This window comes from Pseudomonas gorinensis (assembly GCF_042015035.1).
GTDB lineage: Bacteria > Pseudomonadota > Gammaproteobacteria > Pseudomonadales > Pseudomonadaceae > Aquipseudomonas > Aquipseudomonas gorinensis.
Map to the genome: position 1 here is coordinate 2,488,139 of NZ_CP167125.1, position 22,138 is coordinate 2,510,276.

Annotated in this window: 17 protein-coding genes and 4 tRNA genes; 7 read left to right on the forward strand and 14 right to left on the reverse strand. The window is 61.7% G+C overall.

All coding sequences use genetic code 11. The features are described 5' to 3' along the window. Positions 1 to 124: 124 nt before the first annotated feature. From sugE to rdgC, 3 genes are all read right to left on the reverse strand, one after another. On the reverse strand, positions 125 to 439 hold the full coding sequence (sugE, locus tag AB7933_RS11485) for a quaternary ammonium compound efflux SMR transporter SugE (RefSeq protein ID WP_024074363.1): 315 nt from the start codon (positions 437 to 439) through the stop codon (positions 125 to 127). A 105-nt stretch (positions 440 to 544) separates the two neighbouring features. Further along, the gene (locus AB7933_RS11490; protein WP_024074364.1) at positions 545 to 1,510 is read right to left on the reverse strand and encodes a bile acid:sodium symporter family protein; all 966 of its coding nucleotides are present in this window, start codon (positions 1,508 to 1,510) and stop codon (positions 545 to 547) included. Positions 1,511 to 1,617: 107 nt separating this feature from the next. Then, positions 1,618 to 2,538 (reverse strand): recombination-associated protein RdgC, encoded by a 921-nt coding sequence (gene rdgC / locus AB7933_RS11495; RefSeq protein ID WP_024074365.1) that lies wholly within the window; start codon positions 2,536 to 2,538, stop codon positions 1,618 to 1,620. Between the two features lie 159 nt (positions 2,539 to 2,697). Between rdgC and AB7933_RS11500 the strand changes: the two genes are divergently transcribed. The 5 genes from AB7933_RS11500 (at position 2,698) to pcaG (ending at position 5,530) form a co-directional block, all read left to right on the forward strand. After that, a tRNA-Val gene (locus AB7933_RS11500) sits at positions 2,698 to 2,773 on the forward strand. A gap of 19 nt (positions 2,774 to 2,792) precedes the next feature. Further along, a tRNA-Asp gene (locus tag AB7933_RS11505) sits at positions 2,793 to 2,869 on the forward strand. Between the two features lie 268 nt (positions 2,870 to 3,137). Continuing rightward, positions 3,138 to 4,067, forward strand: a complete 930-nt coding sequence (pcaQ, locus tag AB7933_RS11510) for a pca operon transcription factor PcaQ (RefSeq protein ID WP_024074366.1) — start codon at positions 3,138 to 3,140, stop codon at positions 4,065 to 4,067. Between the two features lie 128 nt (positions 4,068 to 4,195). Next, on the forward strand, positions 4,196 to 4,915 hold the full coding sequence (gene pcaH, locus AB7933_RS11515) for a protocatechuate 3,4-dioxygenase subunit beta (protein WP_024074367.1): 720 nt from the start codon (positions 4,196 to 4,198) through the stop codon (positions 4,913 to 4,915). A 12-nt stretch (positions 4,916 to 4,927) separates the two neighbouring features. Then, positions 4,928 to 5,530, forward strand: a complete 603-nt coding sequence (pcaG, locus tag AB7933_RS11520) for a protocatechuate 3,4-dioxygenase subunit alpha (RefSeq protein WP_024074368.1) — start codon at positions 4,928 to 4,930, stop codon at positions 5,528 to 5,530. A gap of 52 nt (positions 5,531 to 5,582) precedes the next feature. Here the strand turns inward: pcaG and AB7933_RS11525 are convergent, their stop codons facing one another. From AB7933_RS11525 to AB7933_RS11535, 3 genes are all read right to left on the reverse strand, one after another. Continuing rightward, positions 5,583 to 8,015, reverse strand: coding sequence for a TonB-dependent siderophore receptor (locus AB7933_RS11525; protein ID WP_024074369.1), 2,433 nt, complete (start codon positions 8,013 to 8,015; stop codon positions 5,583 to 5,585). Between the two features lie 78 nt (positions 8,016 to 8,093). Continuing rightward, on the reverse strand, positions 8,094 to 9,077 hold the full coding sequence (locus AB7933_RS11530) for a FecR family protein (RefSeq protein ID WP_024074370.1): 984 nt from the start codon (positions 9,075 to 9,077) through the stop codon (positions 8,094 to 8,096). A 6-nt stretch (positions 9,078 to 9,083) separates the two neighbouring features. Continuing rightward, a complete protein-coding gene (locus tag AB7933_RS11535; protein ID WP_024074371.1) occupies positions 9,084 to 9,602 on the reverse strand; it encodes a sigma-70 family RNA polymerase sigma factor in 519 nt (172 codons plus the stop codon). 200 nt (positions 9,603 to 9,802) lie between these two features. On the opposite strand from AB7933_RS11535, the gene AB7933_RS11540 reads away from it, so the two are divergent. Both AB7933_RS11540 and AB7933_RS11545 read left to right on the forward strand, forming a co-directional pair. Further along, positions 9,803 to 9,878 (forward strand) — tRNA-Val (locus AB7933_RS11540). A gap of 19 nt (positions 9,879 to 9,897) precedes the next feature. Further along, positions 9,898 to 9,974 (forward strand) — tRNA-Asp (locus AB7933_RS11545). Positions 9,975 to 10,165: 191 nt separating this feature from the next. Here the strand turns inward: AB7933_RS11545 and AB7933_RS11550 are convergent. The 8 genes from AB7933_RS11550 to AB7933_RS11585 all read right to left on the reverse strand — a co-directional run bounded on the left by AB7933_RS11550 (position 10,166) and on the right by AB7933_RS11585 (position 22,078). Beyond that, on the reverse strand, positions 10,166 to 10,858 hold the full coding sequence (locus tag AB7933_RS11550; RefSeq protein WP_024074372.1) for a response regulator: 693 nt from the start codon (positions 10,856 to 10,858) through the stop codon (positions 10,166 to 10,168). Continuing rightward, positions 10,855 to 13,506, reverse strand: a complete 2,652-nt coding sequence (locus tag AB7933_RS11555; RefSeq protein ID WP_024074373.1) for a sensor histidine kinase — start codon at positions 13,504 to 13,506, stop codon at positions 10,855 to 10,857. The genes AB7933_RS11550 and AB7933_RS11555 overlap by 4 nt, the downstream gene beginning before the upstream one ends. 130 nt (positions 13,507 to 13,636) lie before the next feature. Continuing rightward, positions 13,637 to 15,706 carry a potassium-transporting ATPase subunit KdpB gene (gene kdpB, locus AB7933_RS11560; protein WP_024074374.1) on the reverse strand — a complete coding sequence of 690 codons (2,070 nt, stop codon included), beginning with the start codon at positions 15,704 to 15,706 and terminating at the stop codon, positions 13,637 to 13,639. 12 nt (positions 15,707 to 15,718) lie between these two features. Further along, on the reverse strand, positions 15,719 to 16,378 hold the full coding sequence (kdpC, locus tag AB7933_RS11565; protein ID WP_024074375.1) for a K(+)-transporting ATPase subunit C: 660 nt from the start codon (positions 16,376 to 16,378) through the stop codon (positions 15,719 to 15,721). 10 nt (positions 16,379 to 16,388) lie between these two features. Beyond that, positions 16,389 to 18,095 (reverse strand): potassium-transporting ATPase subunit KdpA, encoded by a 1,707-nt coding sequence (kdpA, locus tag AB7933_RS11570; RefSeq protein WP_024074376.1) that lies wholly within the window; start codon positions 18,093 to 18,095, stop codon positions 16,389 to 16,391. Positions 18,096 to 18,202: 107 nt separating this feature from the next. After that, positions 18,203 to 18,301 (reverse strand): K(+)-transporting ATPase subunit F, encoded by a 99-nt coding sequence (gene kdpF, locus AB7933_RS11575; RefSeq protein WP_069075609.1) that lies wholly within the window; start codon positions 18,299 to 18,301, stop codon positions 18,203 to 18,205. A gap of 805 nt (positions 18,302 to 19,106) precedes the next feature. Then, positions 19,107 to 20,270, reverse strand: coding sequence for a catalase family protein (locus AB7933_RS11580; RefSeq protein WP_024074377.1), 1,164 nt, complete (start codon positions 20,268 to 20,270; stop codon positions 19,107 to 19,109). Next, entirely contained in the window at positions 20,267 to 22,078 is a 1,812-nt protein-coding gene (locus AB7933_RS11585; protein ID WP_024074378.1) for a di-heme-cytochrome C peroxidase, read from the reverse strand. Before AB7933_RS11585 ends, AB7933_RS11580 begins: the two co-directional genes overlap by 4 nt. Positions 22,079 to 22,138: the final 60 nt, after the last annotated feature.

The window sequence follows — 22,138 nt, forward strand, 5'->3', positions numbered from 1 at the left end:
TGCTGGATGTACCGGCCTCATCGGGGCATGCCCCCTCCCACATTTGATCACGTTGTTCTGACGATCGCGGTCTAGTGTGGGAGGCGGTGCGACGATTCGACTTGCCCCCGATGGTGGTAGTGGCCTAAGCGCTGATCTTGAGCCCGACAAGCCCGCAAATGATCAACGCCACACTGGCCAGCCGGAACAACGCCATGGATTCCCCGAACAGGATAATCCCGGCAATCACCGTGCCCACCGCTCCCACGCCAGTCCAGATGGCATAGGCGGTGCCCAGCGGCAGCTCCTTCATGGCCAGGCCAAGCAGGCCGAGGCTGATGGCCATGGCGGCAATCGTCAGCGCCGTGGGCAGCGGCTTGCTGAAACCGTCGGTGTACTTCAGGCCGACGGCCCAGCCGACTTCAAACAAGCCGGCAAACAATAGAATGATCCAGGACATGATGACCTCCCTTGCAAAAGCGGGGTCGTCCCCTGATGTGCGCTCGAGAGCGTCGCGAGGTCGTCCCCGCGAAGCTCGGTAGAGTGCCGAAAATGGATCATGCGATCAAGTTTGCGGGGTGTTTTCCAGCATGCGACGGTCTTCCTTCTCGCTCATGCGGCGGAAGTAGGTCGATAGCAACGCCCCGGAAATATTGTGCCAGACACTGAACAGCGCGCTCGGCACCGCCGCCAACGGAGAAAAGTGCGCGCTGGCCAATGCGGCGCCCAGCCCGGAGTTCTGCATGCCCACCTCCAGCGCCAGCGACTTGCGTTGGGCCAACGGCAGCTTGAACACGCGGCCGGTGAAGTAGCCCAGCAGGTAACCGAAGCTGTTATGCAGCATCACCACGGCCATGATCAGCAGGCCCGATTCGGCGATCTTCGCCTGGCTCGCCGCCACTACTGCGGCGACGATGATCACGATGCTGACCACTGACACCAACGGCAGCACCTCCACCGCATGGTGCACCCGCTCGCCGAGCACGCGTTGCGCGACAACGCCGAGCACGATCGGCAGCAGCACCACTTGCAGGATCGACCAGAACAACTCCATGAACGACACCGGCAGCCAGGCCGAGGCCAGCAGCCAGATCAGCGCCGGGGTGAGCAGCGGGGCGAGGAGGGTGGTGACGGCGGCGATGGCCACCGACAGCGCCAGGTCGCCACGGGCCAGCCAGGTCATCACGTTGGATGAGGTGCCGCTTGGGCAGCAGCCGACCAGGATCACCCCAACGGCAATTTCCGGCGGCAGGTGGAAGGCCTGGCACAGCAGCCAGGCCACGCCCGGCATGATCACGAAGTGTGCGACTACGCCCAGGGCCACGCGCCACGGGTGGCGAGCGACTTCGGCGAAGTCTTCAAGTTTGAGGGTCAGCCCCATGCCGAACATCACCAGGCCCAGCAGCGGGACGATGGCGCTTTTCAGGCCGATGAACCAGTTTGGCTCGAGGAACGCGACAACGGCAAATATCAACACCCAGTAGGCGAAGGTATTGCCGACGAAGCGGCTCAAGGCGGCGAGTGCGCGCATGGGGGTGTCCTTTTTTATTCGATTTTTGAAATGCAAATGCGAGCAAATGTGGGAGGGGCGGGGCGACGATTCGACTTGCCCCTCCCACAATTTGATCTTCACACGGCTTAGATGCCCTGCGGGGTTTCTTCGCCGCCGAGGGCGTCGATCAACGCCGGCAGGAAGTCACCGAAGGTCAGCATCATCAGGGTGAAGCTGGCATCCAGTTGGCCCAGGGCTTCTTCACCACCGTCCTGTTCCGCCTGGTCTTGCAGCAGGTCTTCGAACTTCAGGCGCTTGACGGTCATCTTGTCGTCGAGCATGAAGGACAGCTTGTCCTGCCAGGCTAGGGACAGTTGGGTCACGACTTTGCCGGTGCTCAGGTGCAGCTGGATTTCTTCGCTGGTCAGGTCCTGGCGCTTGCAACGCACGATGCCGCCGTCTTCGTGGGTGTCGCGCAGTTCGCATTCGTCGAGGACGAAGAAGTCATCGGCCGGTTTCTGGGTGGTGACCCAGTCGGTCATGATGGCGGTTGGCGCGGTTTTCACGGTGAGTGGGCGCACCGGCAGGGTGCCGATCACTTCACGCAGGGTGGAGAGCAGGTCTTCGGCGCGTTTCGGGCTGGCCGAGTTCACCAGGATCAGGCCCTGTTTCGGCGCGATGGCGGCGAAGGTCGACGAGCGGCGAATAAAGGCACGCGGCAGGAACGCCTGGATGATTTCATCCTTGATCTGGTCCCGTTCCTTTTTATAGACCTTGCGCATTTGCTCGGCTTCGATTTCCTCGACTTTCTCTTTGAGGGCATCACGCACTACGCTGCCCGGCAGGATGCGTTCTTCCTTGCGCGCGGCGATCAGCAGGAAGTCACCGCTGACGTGGACCAGGGGAGCATCCTCACCTTTGCCGAAGGGGGCGATGAAACCGTAAGTGCTCAACTCCTGGCTTGCACATGGGCGCGCCAGTTTGGTGGCCATGGCCGCTTCCAACGCCTCGGCATCAACAGGCAGATCTTGGGTCAGGCGATAGATAAGCAGGTTCTTGAACCACATGGGGTGAGTCTCTCCTTTATACAAAGGGGGGCATTATTCTCTTGATAGCGGCTGAGGCCAACCCTGCCTAAGCCATTGGAAGCTATCAAAAAAAAGATTTAAGAAAGTGCTTGCCAGACCTGGGGTCGCTCCGTAGAATGCGCGCCACACCGAAACGAAGGGTGATTAGCTCAGCTGGGAGAGCATCTGCCTTACAAGCAGAGGGTCGGCGGTTCGATCCCGTCATCACCCACCATTCGCTTCAAGTGTTACGCGCAGCGGTAGTTCAGTCGGTTAGAATACCGGCCTGTCACGCCGGGGGTCGCGGGTTCGAGTCCCGTCCGCTGCGCCATATTCGGTCATCTGGAACGCTGAACGCCAGGTACCACAGGAAGCCCGCTCATCGAGCGGGCTTTTTTTGTGCCCGGGATTCAGCGCCCTGGTGGCGTCAGGGCGACGACGGTCCATTCTGATCAGCCTGATCCACGAGATCGACAACCTGCGTTCGCTGTGTGGTGAGGTCGATCGGCGGTACACTTTCGCGCACAATCTTCCGAATTAGCTTACTTCTCGCGCTTTTTCACGCGCGGTAGGGGACACCTCGAAGGCGGCAACATACGGTGAACATCGATACCCGCATCAAATTCCGCCACCTGGTGTGCTTTCTCGAAGTGGCGCGCCAGGGCAGTCTGGCGCGCGCCTCGGAAAAATTAGCGATCAGCCAGCCGGCGCTTTCCAAGACCCTCAAAGAACTCGAAACCCTGCTGACGGCCACTTTATTTATGCGCAGCAAAAGTGGCGCGGCGTTGACGGAAGCCGGAGTGGCTTTTTTGCGTTATGCCGGGCCGAGCGTACAAGCGCTGCGTGAAGGGGTGAACAGCCTGCGTTCCGGCGAGCACGAGCCCTTCACCGCCAGGCTCGGCGTGCTGTCCACTGTGGAAAGTTTGTTGGTGCCCGAGGTCGTCTGTCGTTTGCATGCCCGACATCCCGCGCTGATCGTGAGCGTGGTGACCGGGCCGAGCGCGTACCTGTTGTCGCAATTGCGGGTGGGGGAGCTGGACCTGGTGGTCGGACGCATGACGGACAGCCCGCAGATCCTTGGGCTGATTTTCGAGCATCTATACAGCGAATCCATGACCCTCGTGGTGCGTAACGGCCATCCGCTGTTGAGCGATCCACAGGCGCAGGAACATATCGAAGATTATCCGCTGGTGTTGCCGCAGGCAGGGACGACGATTCGCAAATTCGCCGACAGCTTGTTCGTGCAGCACAGTATCAATCCGCCGCGCCAGCGCCTGGAAACCCTATCGTTGATCTTGAGCCGGCGTTATGTGCAGTGCAGTCAGGCGATCTGGGTCGCGCCTTTCGATGCGGTCAGGCAGGACTTGAATCGAGGTGATCTGTTTGAGCTGGAGTTGGGAATTCGCGAACCGGGTGGTTCCGTGGGACTGTGCAGCAATCCTGCGTTGACGATGTCCTTGGCGGCTCAATGGTGCGTGGAGGTGCTGCGCGAGGTGGGCCAGGAATATCGCGAGGGTTTCTATCCATAACCATTTGGATATGGATAGGGTTGGTTTTTTCAATTTTGGATAGCGCCTCATCAAGGGACACTGGGTTGTTTATTGTTGTTTATACAATATTCATCCCTGATTTTATCCATAATAAAAAGGAAACCGACATGTCTGATGCGGACAACAGCCGTTTCGTCATTCGTGACCGCAATTGGCACCCCAAAGCCCTGACGCCTGACTACAAAACCTCAATCCTGCGGTCCCCGCGCCAGGCCTTGGTGAGCATCCCGCAGTCCCAGTCGGAAGCCAGCGGCCCGGATTTTTCCCACTTGGAGATGGGGCATCACGATAACGATCTGTTGCTGAACTTCAACCACGGCGGCTTGCCCATCGGCGAGCGCATCATCGTCGCCGGTCGGGTGTGTGACCAGTATGGCAAGCCGATTCCCCATACCCTGGTGGAGATGTGGCAGGCCAACGCGGGGGGGCGCTATCGGCACAAGAAGGACAGCTATCTGGCGCCCATCGACCCTAACTTCGGTGGCGTCGGTCGTGCCTTGACCGACCGCGACGGCAACTACAGTTTCCGCACGGTCAAGCCTGGCCCGTATCCATGGCGCAATGGTCCCAACGACTGGCGTCCGGCGCATATTCACTTCTCCATCAGCGGCCCATCGATTGCCACACGATTGATCACCCAGTTGTATTTCGAAGGTGACCCACTCATCCCGATGTGCCCGATCGTCAAGTCGATCGCCAATCCGGATGCAGTGCAGAGCCTGATCGCAAGGCTTGATATGAGCATGGCCAATCCCATGGATTGCCTGGCTTATCGCTTTGATATCGTTCTGCGCGGTCAGCGCAAGACTCACTTCGAAAACCGCTGAGGAGGCCCGATCATGCCCGTTGAACTTCTACCTGAAACCCCGTCGCAAACCGCCGGTCCTTACGTGCATATCGGCCTGGCGCTGGAGGCGGCGGGCAACCCGCCCCGCGCGCAGGAAATCTGGAACGAAATGGCCAAGCCCGGTGCGCCGGGGGAGCACATCCTGTTGCTGGGCCATGTCTATGACGGCAACGGTCATCTGATCCGCGATGCGTTCCTGGAGTGTTGGCAGGCTGACCACGAAGGCGTTTACGACAGTGACTACAACCTGGAAAAGCCCTTCAACAGTTTTGGCCGTACGGCGACCACGGATACCGGCGAGTGGCAGATCCATACCGTCAAGCCGGGCACCGTGAAGAATGCTGCGGGTGTGCCGATGGCGCCGCACGTCAATGTTTCGCTGTTCGCGCGGGGCATCAATATCCACTTGCAGACCCGTGTGTACTTCGACGATGAAGCCCAGGCCAATGCCGTCGATCCCGTGCTGAATCTGATCGAACAGCCTCAACGCCGGGAGACGCTGGTCGCCAAGCGTTGCACGGTCGATGGCAAGTTGGCTTATCGTTTCGATATCCGCATACAGGGCGAAGAAGAAACGGTGTTCTTCGACTTCTGACGGGGCACACCCGTAAGCCCGCTCATTGAGCGGGCTTTTTGCTGTCTGGGGGTTAGAAGTCCCAGCGTGTGGTGACCATGAAGTTACGTGGCTCACCGTAGGCTGCGGAGTTATAGAAACCGATGTTGGTGTAGTAGGACTTGTCGAAGAGGTTGTTCACGTTCAGCGTCGTCGACAGGTTCTTGGTCACCTGGTAGCGCGTCATCAGGTCGACCAGCCAATAGGCGTCCTGGGAGAACTCTTCATACTGTGTGTGAGGGGTGTTGTAGATGTCCTGCCAGCCCATGCTCTGCCAGCGCACGCCGCCGCCGACGGTCAACTTGTCGAGGTTGCCCTTGAGTTTATAGGTGGTGTACAGCTTGATCTGGTCTTCAGGCTCGAAGGTGGAAATCTTCACATCCTTGTCATCGCGCACCACCTTGTGGGTGTAGCCAGCCTGGAGTTGCCAGCCGGGCGCAATCTCGCCGGACATCTCCACTTCATAACCCTTGGTGACGGCCTTGCTGCTCTTGTACGCATAGTTATTCGGGATCGGCGTCTGGTTGTTGTACTCATCATCCGAGAGCGCGCGATTGGATTCGTGGATTTCAAAGTAAGCCGCGCTGGCGTTTACGCGGCCGTCGAGGAAGTCCGCCTTCACGCCCAACTCCCAGTTCTGGCCTTCATCCGGTTCAAGCAGCTTGTTGTCGCGGTCGCGGTTGTAGTTTTCCTGCGGCATGAAGATATCGGTGTAGCTGGCGTAGACCGCATAGGTGTCGTTGAGGTCGTACACCGCGCCGATGTACGGCACGAAACGTCCGGACTCGCGGTAGTTGGGGTTATAGCCTGTGACCTGATAGTTGACCACGCGCCCGCCCAGCAGCAGCTTGAGGTCATCGGCCAGATTCAGGCGCGTGGTCATGTAGGCGCCGGTCTGTCGCACGGTGTCGTCGGTCAGCGATTGGGCGGTGCCCCAGTCCGGTTCGCGGGCGTTGCCGTGCCAGTTATTGAAGTCGACGATATTGGGGGAGAGGTTCCAGTAGCCCTTGCCTTTCCATTCCGAGGCACTGATCGAACCGCCCAGCACCAGCTCATGCTCGCGCCCGCCCAGGCTGAACGGGCCGCTCACATACAGGTCGGCGGAATCGCTGACCGTTTCCCCGGTGTACTTGCCCGAGGTGAGTTGCGCGGTGCCGTCGGGCTGTGGCTGGTCGCCCTGGATCGAGCCCATCAGCGCGTGGTAGCCATTGATCTTGTGGTCCAGTTGCAGTTTGCCGACCCAGCCGTTGCCCAGGTCATGTTCAAGCATGGCGAACACGGTGCGGGTGTATTGCTCCCAACTGCTCCAATCGGCGGCATTGTTGAACGAGCGCTTGACGCTGTTGCGCTCGCCGTTGGCGTTGATCAGTGGGAAGCTGCCGGACCACGACGAGGCGGTCGGCAGGCTGTCCTGGTAGTCGCCGCCGACGGTCAGCAGGGTGTCGGGTGACAGGTCGAATTCCATGATGCCGTAGTAGGTCGGGCTCTTGCGTGAGTAGCGGTCCATGAACGAGCGCTTGTCTTGATAGGCGGCGACTGCCCGGCCACGCACATTGCCGCTTTCGGTCATCGGGCCGCTGACGTCCAGCTCGCTGCGATAATTGTCCCAGGAGCCGGCGCCCAGGGTGGCATGCCCCTGGAAATCCGCGGTGGGTTTCTTGCGCACCAGGTTGATCGTTGCGCCCAGTGAGCCGGCGCCGGTGAGCAGGCCGGTGGCACCCTTGAGCACTTCGACGCGGTCATAGATCGCCATGTCGCTCAGGGTGTTGCCTGCCGAATAGGCGACGTTGCGCGCGGTCGAGGGGATGCCATCGTACTGGAAGTTGTTGATGGAAAAACCACGTGCGTAATAGTTGCTGCGCTCGGTGTCGAAGGCCGACACCGTGATGCCGGGGGTGTGGCGCATCACGTCGTCGACGTTGTTCAGGCCGAAATCGTCCATGTGCTTACGCGTGATGACGCTGACGGACTGCGGGGTTTCCTTGGGGGTCAACACCAGGCGAGTCGCGGTCGCAATGCTGCCGGGTGTGTAGGAGCTGCTGTCTTCGGTGACGTTGCCTAGTTGGTTGGCGGTGACCTGCGTCGGGCCCAATTCCATGACGCCATTGCTGCTAGTCGGCATGGGCTGCAGCGCATACACCTGGTCGCCCTTGACCGCGCGGTAGCCGCTGCCTTGCAGCAAGCGGTCAAAACCCTCCTGTGTGGCGTACTGCCCTTTCAGGCCGGGACCGTTGAGGCCTTCCAGTTCGTGAGACTGGAACACAATCGCCACGCCGGCCTGCTGGGCAAAGCGATTGAGTGAACTGCCCAGCGGTCCGGCGGGAATGTCATAGGTCTGTGCCGCGACGTTAACCGTGTCCGCCTGGGCCAGGTTGGCGGTCATCGCGCTCGCGGCCAGCATGGCCAGGGAAAACGGGGCGCTTTTCAGCAGGCCAAAGCGCCCGCGTGGGGAGGAGGGGGTGTGCATGGTGGCGGCAATCCTTTACGTGTCGAATTACCTTGCTTGACGGGCAGCCTCGAAAAAACCGGAAGCAAATGCGAATAATTATTTATTGGGCGTTTTGTCTAGGGCCACCCGGATCAGCCACGGCGTGTAGGTGTACACCTTGATCGGCAGGGTTTGTGCCAGTAATTGCAGGGCATGGTCGCTGTCATCCAGGGGGATCACGGCCGACACACGCAGGTTTTGCAGCGCGGCCCGATCAAATTGCAGGTGGCCGGCGCGATGCCGTGCGATCTCATCGAGGACCTCGGGTAATGGTCGGTTTTCCACCACCAGTTGATGGCGGCGCCAGGCGTCGTTGATGCTGGCCGGGTCAATGCGGCCGGCCAGGCGTACGCTGTTGGCGCTGACCAGCGCCTGGGAGCCGGCGTCGACTTCCAGGGTCTGCTGGGCATTGGCACTCTGTGCGGCCACCCGCGATTCCAGCATGCTGAGCACGGTGACATCGTCCTCACGCTTGACCACAAACCGTGTGCCCAGCGCCCGCAAGGTGCCTTGGGCCGTCTGCACGATAAACGGCCGCGCCGGGTCATGGGCCACCTCCACCAGGATTTCGCCTTGCAGCAGATCGATGCGTCGCTGGGTGGCATCGAAATGCAGGTTCGCCGCGCTGATACCGTTCAACGTCAGTGCCGAGCCGTCCGCCAAGTGCAAGGTTTGCCACTGGCCGGGACCGTTGCGCACGTCGGCCATCCACCGTTGTGGATAGGGACTGATCAGCAGCGCCGCTGCGGGAAGGGCCAAGCTGCAAGCGAGCAGCAGGGTGCGCATCGCGTGTTTATTGCGGCGCGATGGTTTATCGGCAAACGCCGCATCCAGGGCTGCCCGCGCCGGTGATTTTGTCTCGCGCAGGGCCTGCACCCTGACAATCACAGCCTCCATGCGCGCAGCGGCGGCGGCGTACCGCGGGCCTTGCTGTTTCCAGCTCTCGAACGCCAGGCGTTGGGCCTCGCTCAAGGGGCCTTCATGCAACTGCAGCTGCCATTCGGCGGCTTGTTCTTCGATGTGCTGTCGGGTATCGGGCATGGGCCGTCAGGTGTCCATGCTGTGGCCGCAATGCACCAGCGCCTGGATCAGGTACTTGCGCACGGTCCGTTCCGATAGCTTGAGTTGCGTTGCGATTTGCTGCTGGGTCAGTTCTTCGAGGTAGTACAGCACGAAGGCCTGGCGCGAATAGGCGTGCATGCCTTCGAGGATAAAGGCGATGTGCTCCAGGGCTTCGAGGGTGGTGTGGATCTGCTCCGGCGACTGGAACCCCTCCAGCGCATCCAGGGTCAGCGCCAGCTCTCGCAGGTAGGCCTGTTCGATTTGCCGGCGTCGGGCCTGGTCGATAATTAGGCGCCGGGCGGTGGTGCTCAGGTACGCCCTGGGTTCGCGAATGGTCGCCACGCATTCGCGGGTGTGCAGGATGCGTGCAAAGGTGTCCTGTGCCAGGTCAGCCGCGTTCTGCCGACAGCCCAGCTTGCGCCGTAGCCAGGTGAGCAGCCAGCCATGATGCTCGCTGTAGAGCTGGGTTATTTCCCGTTGGTATGGCGGTTCACCCACAGACATAGGCGTGGCTCAAGGGTTATTGAGAATGGTTTTTAATTGTGCGGCCTGGGGTGGGGCAAATGCAATAGACTCGCGTTTGGCACGCAAGGCGCGTGTTTTCAGGGCTGGCGTGTCGGTCGAAAATTTATTTCAAATAAATTGCATTTAAATCAACACATTGCAGATTTTTCGTATATGATGCGCCCCACACCGAAAGTGAAGGGTGATTAGCTCAGCTGGGAGAGCATCTGCCTTACAAGCAGAGGGTCGGCGGTTCGATCCCGTCATCACCCACCATTCGCTTCAAGTGTTACGCGCAGCGGTAGTTCAGTCGGTTAGAATACCGGCCTGTCACGCCGGGGGTCGCGGGTTCGAGTCCCGTCCGCTGCGCCATATTCGGTCATCTGGAACGCTGAACGCCAGGTACCACAGGAAGCCCGCTCATCGAGCGGGCTTTTTGCTGTCTGGGGTTTGGCAAAGCGGCTGGAAGAGTTCGTCCGGCAAGCAGTAGAACGCGATGCGCTGTTCATCGGGCTTGACCCCGAAAATCCGCGTGTTCCTGGACGTCGCCGCCGAACGCCTGTTCACAACCCCATCAGCCGATAGCCCACCTGCAACTCGGTAATGAAGTACTGCGGTTGAGCGGGGTCCTCCTCCAGTTTCTGGCGCAGGTGCGCCATGTGCACCCGCAAGTAGTGGGCGCGATCCACGTAATCCAGGCCCCACACCTCCAGCAGTAGCTGGCGATGGGTGAGCACCCGGCTTTGGCCGCGCACCATCGCGCAGAGCAGGCGGTATTCGATGGGCGTGAGGTGTACCGGTTGGCCCTTGCGCCAGACCTCATGGGTGGCGAGGTCGACTTCAATCTCGCCAAACGCCACTTTGCTGGTGGCCGCCACGCTGCCGGTCTGCCCGTGCCGGCGCAGTTGGGCGCGGATGCGGGCGAGCAACTCGGGCACGCCGAAGGGCTTGGTCAGGTAGTCATCGGCACCGGCGTCCAGGGCGGCGACTTTTTCTTCTTCGCGATCACGTGCCGATAGCACCAGGATCGGCACCGCCAGCCAGCCGCGCAGCTCGCTGATCAGTTGCTTGCCATCGCCATCCGGCAGGCCGAGGTCGACGATCACCAGGTCCGGCTGACGGCTGGCGGCGTGGATCAAGGCGCGCTTGACGCTATCGGCTTCGAACACCTGGAACCCTTCGTCTTGCAGGGCGATGCCGACAAAGCGCCGGATATTGGCTTCGTCTTCAACAATCAGAATACGTGCAGTGTTCATAGGGATTCCATGGACGGCGGAGTGCCCGCCGGTAGCGTGATGATGAAATGCATGCCGCAGGTACGCCCCGGGTTGGCCTCGATACGCCCGCCGTGTGCCTCGACAATGCGTTTGGCCAGCGCCAGGCCCAGGCCGATGCCCGTCACGGAAGACTCCTGTTGGCCGCGCGCAAACGGTTCGAACAGATTGGCCGGGGCCCGACCCGGGCCGGTGTCGCTGACCATCAGCACGATGCTGTCCGACGTGGCGTGGGCCGCGACGCTGATGGTGGTGCCCGGTGGGGTGTACTTGGCCGCGTTGTCCAGCAGGTTGACCAGCACGCGTTCGATCAACAGCGCGTCGACGTCCACCAGCGGCAACCGCGTGTCGAGCGAGGTGTGCACCTGATGCCGCGCCAACGGCTCGCGCAACTGGCGCAGGGCGCTGCCGACGATTTCTTCGAGGGAGTGCCATTGCCGGTTCAGGCGCACGCCGCGTTCCTGCATGCGCGCCATGTCCAGCAGGTTTTCGATCAGGCGCTGCATCGACGTGGCTTGTTCGTGGATGCCGTGCAACAACTCGCGCAACGGCCCCGGTGGGGCGTGGGGCAGGGCGGTGTCGGCGGCACCGATCAAGGTGGTCAATGGTGTGCGCAGGTCGTGGGAAATCGCCGCAAGCAGGGTATTGCGCATTTTTTCACCCTCCATCTGCACCAGGGTGTTTTGCGCCACCTCGACAAAATGCACGCGCTCCAGGGCAATCGCCAGTTGGCTCATGCAGGCTTCCAGCAGGCGGCGTTCCTGTGGGTCATTCAGGCGTTCGCTCTGGGCCAGTTCCAGCACCAGCACACCGCGTACACGCATCGGCGCCTTGAGCGGCAGGTAGCAGCCCTTGGCCGCCGATAGGGTGTCGGTGCCATGGCCGGCGGCATGGCCGTGGTCGTAGGTCCATTGTGCGATGCTGTCATCCATCGGCAGCCCGCCTGCGCCCACGCTGTGTACGCCATCGGCGGCGTCCGGCAGGGCCAGGCCGACGCGGGCTTCGAACACGCCGCTGAACGTGCGCAGCGCGACTTCGCTGATTTGTTCCACGGTCAACGCTGCCGACAAGTCACGCGCCAGCCGCGCCAGGGAGGTGGCACGGCGTTCGCGCGCGGCGGCGGTGCGCGCTTCGTGGCGCAGGCGTGCGGTGAGTTGCCCGGTGATCAAGGCGATGCCGAGCATCAGCGCAAAGGTGAAAAAATACTGGGTGTCAGTGACCGTGAAGGAATAGCGCGGCTGCACGAAAAAGAAGTCGAAACACAGCACCGCGAGCATCGCTGCCCACACGCCGGGGCCGCGTCCATACCGCAAGGCCACCAGCACCACCGTGAGTAAAAACAGCATGACCACGTTGGCCAGGTCGAACACTTGCAACAGCAACGCGGCGACGGCGCTGGCGGCGAAACAGGCAAGGCTGGCCCACCCATAGGCCAAGGCCCTGCCCGGCACGGGCGCAGGTTTTTCGACGATCAGGGGCCTGTCGGGCACAACCCCGTGGGCCATCACGATCTGGTCGATTTGCGGATGATGGTGGCTGATCCGGTCGCTGACCGATTGATGCCAGAACCGCCAGGCCTGGCGCGGGTGATGGCCCAGCACCAGACGATTGGCGTTGTGCTCACGGGCACAGGCGACCAAGGCTTGCGCCACGTCCATGCCCGGCAACGTGGCCGTATCGGCGCCGAATTCGCTGGCCAGGGCCAAGGTTTTAATCGCGCTCAGGTAGCGCCTGGCACCGCGCCCCTGGGCGGAGGCGACATGCACGACAATCCAGTCCGCCTCCAGCTTTTGCGCCAGGCGCGCCGCTTCACGCACCAGGCGTTCATCGCCGGCATCACCGGCCACACCCACCAATAGCCGTTCGCGGGCGGGCCACAGGGTCTTGATCGACTGTTCGCGACGGTACACGCGCATCTGCGTGTCGACCCGATCCGCCGTGCGCCGCAATGCCAATTCGCGCAGGGCCAACAGGTTCCCCTTGCGGAAAAAATGCTGCGATGCGCGTGCCGCCGCAGGGCCCAGGTACACCTTGCCGTCCTTGAGGCGTTGCAGCAGATCGTCGGGCGGCAGGTCGACCACCACCACTTCGTGAGCGTTATCGAACACATGGTCCGGCACGGTCTCGCGCACGCGAATGCCGATGATGCCGCTGACCAGGTCATTCAGGCTTTCCAGGTGTTGCACGTTGAGGGTGGTCCATACATCAATGCCGGCGCTGAGCAGTTCTTCCACGTCTTGCCAGCGTTTGGGATGGCGCGAACCGGGGATGTTGCTGTGAGCCAGTTCATCCACCAGTACCACGGCGGGATGGCGCAGCAGGGCGGCGTCGAGGTCGAATTCGGTGAGGGCGAACTCACCGTGCAGGCGGTGGGCGCGGGGCAGTTGCTCCAGGCCGTGGAGCCGTTCGGCGGTCTCCGTACGGCCATGGGTTTCCACCACGCCAGCCAGTACGTCACGGCCCTGGGCGACCTCGCGCTGCGCTGCTTCGAGCATGGCGCAGGTCTTGCCCACGCCGGCGTTGGAACCGAAATAGATACGCAATTTGCCGCGCAAGGCGGCCTGTTCTTCCTGTTGCACCCGCGCCAGCAGGGCGTCGGGGTCGGGGCGTGCATCGTTTAAGGCGGGCATATTCTTCCTCTAGTTGTCTGTAGGCGCGGGCTTGCTCGCGAAAAACCTGAGGGTGCCGTTGGGTGTCAGGTTTCCCGCGTTATCGTTAACGCCCTTCACGAGCAAGCTCGCGCCTACAGTGGATGGGGCGCTATACGAGGCCCAATCCCGTCAGCAGCAGGTCGATCAGCTTGATCCCGGCAAACGGCACCAGCACCCCGCCCAGGCCATAGATCAGCAGGTTGCGGTTGAGCAAGGCCGCCGCGCCGATCGAGCGGTAAGTCACGCCGCGCAGGGCCAGGGGAATCAACGCGACAATGATCAGCGCGTTAAAAATCACCGCGCTGAGAATCGCCGAGTTGGGGCTGCTCAGCTGCATCACGTTCAACGCACCGAGCTGGGGATAGGTCGCGACAAACGCCGCCGGGATGATCGCGAAGTACTTGGCCACGTCATTCGCCACACTGAAGGTGGTGAGGGCGCCGCGGGTCATCAGCATCTGTTTGCCGACCTCGACCACTTCGATCAGCTTGGTCGGGTTGCTGTCCAGGTCGACCATGTTGCCGGCCTCTTTGGCGGCCTGGGTGCCGCTGTTCATCGCCACCGCCACATCGGCCTGCGCCAGTGCCGGCGCATCGTTGGTGCCGTCGCCGGTCATGGCCACCAGCTTGCCCTGGGCCTGGTAGTCGCGGATCAGTTGCAGCTTGTCTTCCGGGCGGGCCTCGGCGAGGAAGTCATCCACGCCGGCCTCCACGGCAATCGCGGCGGCGGTCAGGCGGTTGTCACCGGTGATCATCACGGTCTTGATGCCCATGCGCCGCAACTCGGCGAAGCGCTCCTTGATACCGCCCTTGACCACATCCTTGAGCTCGACCACGCCCAGTGCCTTGGCGCCATCCGATACCACCAACGGCGTGCTGCCGCGGCGTGCCACTTCATCCACCTTGGCCTGCAAGGCCGCCGGAAAGCTGCCCCCCAAGGCTTCGATATGACTGCGGATCGCGTCGGCTGCGCCTTTACGAATCGCCCGGCCTTCGGGCAGGTCGACGCCGCTCATGCGCGTCTGTGCAGTGAAATGTACGAAGCTGGCGCCCAGGGCGTTGATGTCCCGCCCACGGATGTCGAACTTTTGCTTGGCCAGGACCACAATGCTGCGGCCTTCCGGGGTTTCATCGGCCAGCGAGGCCAGTTGCGCGGCGTCCGCCAGCTCGGCTTCTTTCACCCCTGGCGCCGGCAAAAAGCTGCTGGCCTGACGATTGCCCAAGGTGATGGTGCCGGTCTTGTCCAGCAGCAGGACGTCGACGTCGCCCGCCGCCTCGACCGCCCGCCCGGAGGTGGCGATGACATTGGCCGACATCATGCGGCTCATGCCCGCCACGCCGATGGCCGAGAGCAGGCCGCCGATGGTGGTCGGGATCAGGCACACCAGCAAGGCCACCAGCACCGTGGCGCTGACCACGCTGCCCGTACCGCTCATGGCCACGGCGAAGATCGAGTAGGGGCTCAGCGTGGCAATTACCAGCAGGAACAACAAGGTTAGGCCCACCAGCAGGATGGTCAGGGCGACTTCGTTCGGGGTTTTCTGACGCTTGGCCGATTCGACCATCGAGATCATGCGGTCCAGGAACGATTCGCCAGGGTTGACGCTGATGCGTACGACCAGCCAGTCCGACAGTACCCGCGTGCCGCCCGTGACCGAGGAAAAGTCACCACCGGCCTCGCGAATCACCGGCGCCGATTCGCCGGTGATTGCGCTTTCGTCCACCGAGGCGACGCCTTCGATCACGATACCGTCCAGCGGCACCAGGTCGCCGGCTTCGATCAGCACCACCTGATCTTTGCGCAGCAGCGTCGCTTCCGTCGGCAGCCACGCCGCGCCGTGCTTGGGCTGTTGCAACAACTTGGCCAGTGTCTGGCGTTTCATCCCGCGCAGGCTCGCGGCCTGGGCCCGGCTGCGGCCCTCGGCCAGGGCTTCGGCAAAGTTGGCGAACAGCACGGTGAACCACAGCCACAAGGTGATGCTGAGGATAAAGCCGCTGGGCGCTTCACCCTGGCCACCGAGGGACTGGAACCACAGCAGCGTGGTAAGGATGCTGCCCAGGTACACCACGAACATCACCGGGTTTTTCCACTGGGCCTGGGGCAGCAGTTTCTTGAACGCGTCCGCACAGGCGGTCAGCACGATACTGCGATCAAACAGAGGTAAACGAGCATTCTTCATGGGGGAAATCTCTTACTCACTGGCCGCAATGGGGGGCTGACGCGATGGCAGGCGAGCGTCCAGCGCAAGGTTGAGTTGCAGCACATTGACCCGTGGTTCGCCGAGCAAACCGAGGGTGCGCGCGGTGGTGTGGGCGTTGACCAGTTGCAGCAGCTCGGCTTCGGGGATTTGCCGCAGGCGGGCGACCCTTGGCAGTTGCAGCCGCGCGTTGGCCACCGAGATATGCGGGTCGAGGCCGGAGGCGGAGGCGGTGACGGCGTCCACCGGCACTTGCGCGTCGGTGGCCAGGCCGTTGTCCTGGCGATAGGCCTGGACGCGTGCGGCGACCTGGTCCACCAGCTTCTGGCTGGTGGGGCCCAGGTTGCTCGCGCCGCTGGAGCCTGCGTTGTACGGCTGCGAGACGCTTTTGCTCGGGTCTTGCGGGTCGGCGCCGAGGGTCATGCTCGGGCGGCCGTGGAAGTATTCCGGGCGGGTGAAGTGCTGGCCGATCAGCGCCGAGCCCATCACCAGGCCGTCGCGTTCAAGCAGCGAACCCCGGGCCTGGAACGGAAACAACAGCTGTGCGGCAACGGTGGTGAACGCCGGGTATGCGAGCCCCGTCAGCAGCATGAAAAAAACCGCCGAAACCAGCACTGGGCGCAACAGCCCTTTGAATATCGATTGAGTCGTCATTCAGGTGTCCTCAGTTGTACGTCTGGCCGGACAGCAACTGCAGTTGCTCCACCAGCGGGCCGAGCGCGAGCGCCGGCAAAAAGGTCAGGCCGCCCACCACCAGCACCACGAACACCACCAGCAGCATGAACAGCGGGGTTGCGGTGGGGATGGTGCCGGCGCCGGCAGGTACGGTTTTTTTCATCGCCAGGGAGCCGGCCACGGCCAGCATCGGCAGCAGGGTGAAGAAGCGCCCGATCAACATCGCCAGGCCGATGGTGGTGTTGAAAAACGGCGTGTTGGCGTTCAATCCGGCAAAGGCCGAACCGTTGTTGGCGGTGCCCGAGGTGTAGGCGTACAGCACCTCACTGAAGCCATGCGGGCCAAGGTTATTGAGGCTGGCCATGGTGTCGGGCCAGAGGGCGGCGAGGGCGGTGAAACCAAGGATGCTGATGGGGTGCGCGAGTACCGAGAGCATCACCAGTTTCATCTCCCGGGCTTCGATTTTCTTGCCGAGGAATTCCGGGCTGCGGCCAATCATCATGCCCACCAGGAACACGGTCAGCAGGGCGTATTGGATCAGGTTGATAAAGCCCACGCCGTCGCCGCCGAACACACAGTTGAGCATCATCTGTGCCAGGGGCACGAAGCCGCCCATGGGGGTCAGCGAGTCATGCATGGTGTTGACCGAGCCGGTGGTGGCCGCGGTGGTGGTGGCGATAAACAGGCTGCTGTCGGCGATACCGAAACGCAGTTCCTTGCCTTCCATGTTGCCGCCGCTTTGTTCCAGCGACAGGGTCTGGTTGGCACCTGCCTGGGTCAGCAGCGGGTTGCCGTTTTGCTCGGCGCCGTAGACCAGTGCGAGGAAGCCGATGAACAACACCAGGAAGGTGCCGAAAAACACCCAGCCCTGACGGCGCTGCAACAGCATGCTGCCAAAGGTGTAGGTCAGCGCGGAGGGGATCAGCAACATGCTGAGGATGTGCAGGGCGTTGGTCAGCGGTGTCGGGTTTTCGAAGGGGTGGGCGGCGTTCATGCTGAAGAAGCCGCCACCGTTGGTGCCGATATGCTTGATCGATTCAAAGCTGGCCACCGCACCGACAATCAGTTGCTGCTGCGCACCTTCCAGCGTTGTCGCCAGTGCCTGGGAGGCGAAGGTTTGCGGCATGCCCTGCCACACATAGACCAGCGCCATGCCCACGCACAGCGGCAGCATCACGCGGTAGAGCGTGCGGGTGAAGTCGACCCAGAAATTACCGATATCGCCCGAACTGGAACGGCTCAAACCGCGAATGAAGCCGGCTGCCGCGACCACGCCAGAGGTGGCGCCGACGCACATCAAAAAGGTGATGACCGCCATCTGGCTGAAGTTCGACAGGCTGGTTTCACCCGAATACGCCTGCCAGTTGGTATTGGTAATAAAGGACACGGCGGTGTTGAACGCCAGGTCCGGGGTTTGTGCGGCCAGCCCCAAGGGGTTGATCGGCATCACCGCCTGCAGGCGCAGGATGAAATAACCGAGCAGCATCATCGCCGCGTTCGATAACAGCAGCGCCGAACCGTAGCGAGCCCAGTTCATGCTCTCCCGTGGGTCAATGCCCAACAGGCGATAGGTACAGCGTTCCGGCAAGGCATGCTGCGTCCCGGTAAACACCCGGGTCAGCCATTTGCCCATCAATACGGCGAGCCCCGTCATCAACCCCAGGACCAGCGCAAATTCCAGCACAGTGCTTAACATGTCGTGGCTCCGTTCAAATCTTGCCCATGGCGACAATGGCCATGGCAGTCGCAACAAAAAACACCAGGGAGATGCCAATAAACATCAGGTCGTACATGGCGAACTCCCTAGAATTTTTCTGCGCGAATAAGGGCATAGCCCAAGTAAGCGAACAGCCCCACGGCACAGAAGCCGCTGGCGATATAGATGAACGTGAGTGTGAGCACGGTGTAACTCCCCTGAATGAATAAGCCGCAATGGCGGACGCGGGGGAGGTTAAGCGCTGGGGTATCAAGCTCGGGCACTGATTAGTGGCCCCGGTATTAAGACGGTATATAGACGAGGTTTTGCCGGACGAACGAAAACAAGGGATAGCCCGCCGCCCGGGTATCCCTTGAAAAACTGGGGTTCTGCTGATTTTGATGGCCTGCTTATTTGGCCTTCTTTTTCTTCTCGCTACGGGTGGCGAGGTGTTCGAAACAAAACGCGGCAGTGCCAAAGAGCGCAATCATTGACAGGACAACCATGCCTAAAGTTGAACTTTCCACGATGACTTCCTACGGGGGTTGGGGGGGTAGGAAGTGACGGTAGAGTGTCCGGGGTTAGTTGCTCAATAGAGGCGACATAATCGTTATGGCGAATGGGCAAACTATACGAACTCTTTACGAAAAGCAGAACAGCACAGCCTCTGCCTGATCTAATGCAATCTAAATGCGGGAGGCTCCCCTACCCCTGTGGCGAGCGGGCTTGCCCTAATGCCGTTCAGTTAAGGCTTTTTTTGTAGGAGCGAGCTTGCTCGCGAAGAACTTACAGGCGCCGCGTTCATTCAGGAAACACGCGTTATCGTTGACGTTTTTCGCGAGCAAGCTCGCTCCTACAGAAGGCGATGTACGCTTAACTGAACGGCATTAGGGCAAGCCCGCTCGCCACAACAACCCGGTCGTTTAATGGGGAGGTTTCAATTCTTAATAATCAATAAGTTATTTTTGAGGGGCGTGCTCCCACCACTTGACGGAGTCCAGCCCCCCAACCTTACAAGTTGCGGCTGTGCCGATAATCACTCACCGCCTCATACACTGCTTTACGCAAGCGATTGATCCCCCCGATGGGCCGGTGCGCCTCTACCCCAAACCACGGGTTGAACGACTGGTTGTCGCACGCCAGGTTAAGCGCGGGTGTATCGAAATCCTGTGGCGGGATCTTCACCTTCGCCACGGTTTCATAGGGCGCATCGCTTTCCTTCCATTCGATGCTGGTGTCTTCGATCGGCATGTACTTCTGCGGGTTCTGCCGCTGGATCTGCAGCACGAAACACGCCGGTACGCGATCGGTGGACAACTGCTGGTTCAAGGCACTGCGCAGGAAATTCGGCAGGTCCTGGTTCTGTTTCGGCAGCACGTATTCCGGGCAGCTCTGCGGGTCGGGCGCGACACGGAACTTGGCGTTGGCCGCACCGAACTTATAGGGCGAAACCGAAAAGTAGGTGGTCTGCGTTGGGCTGGCCGGCGCGGGGGCCAGGGTCGCCAGGGCGATAAACAGGTGGCGCACTTGCCAACTGCGTGGGTCGGCCTTGGGGAAGAACGCCAGGACCTTCTTGCCGTCGGCCTGGGCGCCGATGTTCTGCGCGTATTCAGCCACATCGCTGACAAAGAAGTTCGGGTGGCTGAACATCACGAAGTCCTGTTCGGCCCGCGCCTGCTGGTCCGCCAGCAGCTGCTTACCTGGCACATCGAGCAGTTTGAGCGCCATGCCGCGCGCATCGCGGATGCTGTCGAACTGCGGGTAGGCGTTGCCGTTGGACAGGCGCATCATCGCCTGCCAGGTCTTGCCCGGCTCAGCGAAGACGCCCTGGCGCAATGCCGGATCGAGGTCGGCGGGCACGCTGACTTCGGCCTTCACGCAACCATGGGCCTTGGCATGGGCATCGCGCAGGTAACGCGTGCCTTCGCGGTGCTGGTCAACGATGCGCACAGCGGTCTGGATAATGCCTTGGGTCATCGCCGCTTCACCGGGCGGGATCTGCTCATCCGGCGACACCGGGCCGCTGTGCTGCCAGGCAAACCACGCCGTGCTCGCCAGCCAGCCGAGCAGGCCCAGGCCCACCAGCCACAGCAGGGTCTTGCCGAGAAACGCGCCGATGCGCAGCCACAGGCGGGCAAGCAGGGAAGGTTGGTCGTATCGAGATCGGATCATCATGGCAGTTGTTGCTCCAGCGGGCCGCCCAGCACTTTCAGGTATTCCAGCAGCGCCCAGCGTTCCTGCGGCAACAAGCCACGGCCGATGACGCCATTGCCACGTTGGCCGGCACGGAATTCGTGGCCGCTGTTGTGGTTGCCGGTGATTTTGGTATCGAACAGGAAGGCATTCTTGAAGGCTGCGGTCTCAAAGCCCAGGTGACGCGGGTCGTAGTTGAAGGTGCCTTTATAGAAGGTGGTACTGCGTTCGTCCTGAGGCGAGAGCAATTGGTAGATCGTCGGCACGGAGCCGTTATGCAGGAACGGTGGGGTGGCCCATACGCCGGCCAATGGCCGCGCCTTGTAGGCGCGCAACTCGCGCACGCCGATAGGCAGGCCGTAACCGTCCAGGCGCGGCCGCTCGGCCGGGGTCACACCGGCAGCGCGGTAGGCGTGGTCCTCAACGAAGGCGGTGACGTAGGCCAGGCCCTTGGCCACCGAGATTTTTTTCAGATCCAGTTGTTCGGTGGGCGTGGGGTGCAGTTCGACATTGAGCTTGGCCAGTTCCGCAGGGTCCCATTGTAGGGCGCTGAGGTCATAGCGCTGGTCGGCAATGTTGCTGGCGGTGCCCGGGTCGGTCCCGATGTAGTCCACCGGGAGCATCTTCAGGTGCTGCACCGGGCGGCCCTGTTCCTGGGTGACGGCCGGCACATGGCAGCCGGCGCAGTTCTCGGTGAACAGCGCGCGGCCTTGGGCCGCGAGGGGCTTGTCGATGGCGCCGAACAGATCTTCCGGCCAGGTGGGGGGCTTGAGGCGTTGCAGGGTTTCTTCGATCAGGTTCAGGTCGCGCACGCGCACGCTGGACGGGTAGCGCGCATCGCCCTGGAGCGGCTGGCCGGCACCGTCGAAGAACGTCAGGGTCGCGCCCACGCCGAGGGCTTCGCCGATATTGCGGGCCATGGGTTGCTGGGCTGAACCGTTCCATTGCACCCAGTCGAAGGTCCAGATATCCCACAGTTGCGGGTAGTCCACAGGTGCGTTGGCGACGCGGTAATTATCCGGAGAAATGGCGTCGCCGAAGCTGGCGTTGGCGATGCGGCCAAAGGCGTCGGTGCGTCCCGGGCCTTCTTCGGTGGGGTAGAGGCCGCGATGGGTGTCATTCCAGGCGACTTTGAGGAACCGGTTCAGCGACTGTTTGAAGTCCTGGCGCAGTTGCTCCTTGTTGTGATCGTCGTAATCGTGACCCAGCACGTGGCGGGCGAAACGCTCGAATTTCCACGGGTTGTAATACGTTGCCGCGAGGCTGGCCACCAGGGCCTGGCCGAAACTGCCGCCGCGCAAGGTGGGCACGCTGGAGGGCAGCACGTGCTGCGCGGAACCCCCGTCGATACGCAGGGCCTGGCCGTTGAAGTGAAGCTCGCCGGTGTGGCAGGCGGCACAGGTGATATCCAGGTATTCGCTGGGGTCGTCGGCGTTCTTGTGTCGGGCGAAACCCACGGGCAGGTTGCCGGGGTTCTGCGCGGTGGGCACTTGCTTGGGATCCACCAGGAAACCGAAGCGCGCCAGGTACTCGGGCGTGGCAAAGCGCTGATCGGAAAACGGCAACTCCAGCGCAGTGAACCAGTCGTAGTGCAGGCCCTTGACCTGGGTGCCCTGGGGCGTGAAGTAATAGGTCTGGCGGTCGGCGGCACTCCATTGATCCTGGTAGTGCACCTGCTTCACGGGGACGTAGTCCGGCAACTTGGGATTGACGGTGTAATAGATCACCACGGCCAGCAATAGGGCAAAAATGGCGAATATCAGCAGTAAAACACGGGAAAAAATGCGCAAGATGGCTATCCTTGTCTCGGCCTTGTCGAGGGGTTGCGTTGTTATGCCACTACGCCACAA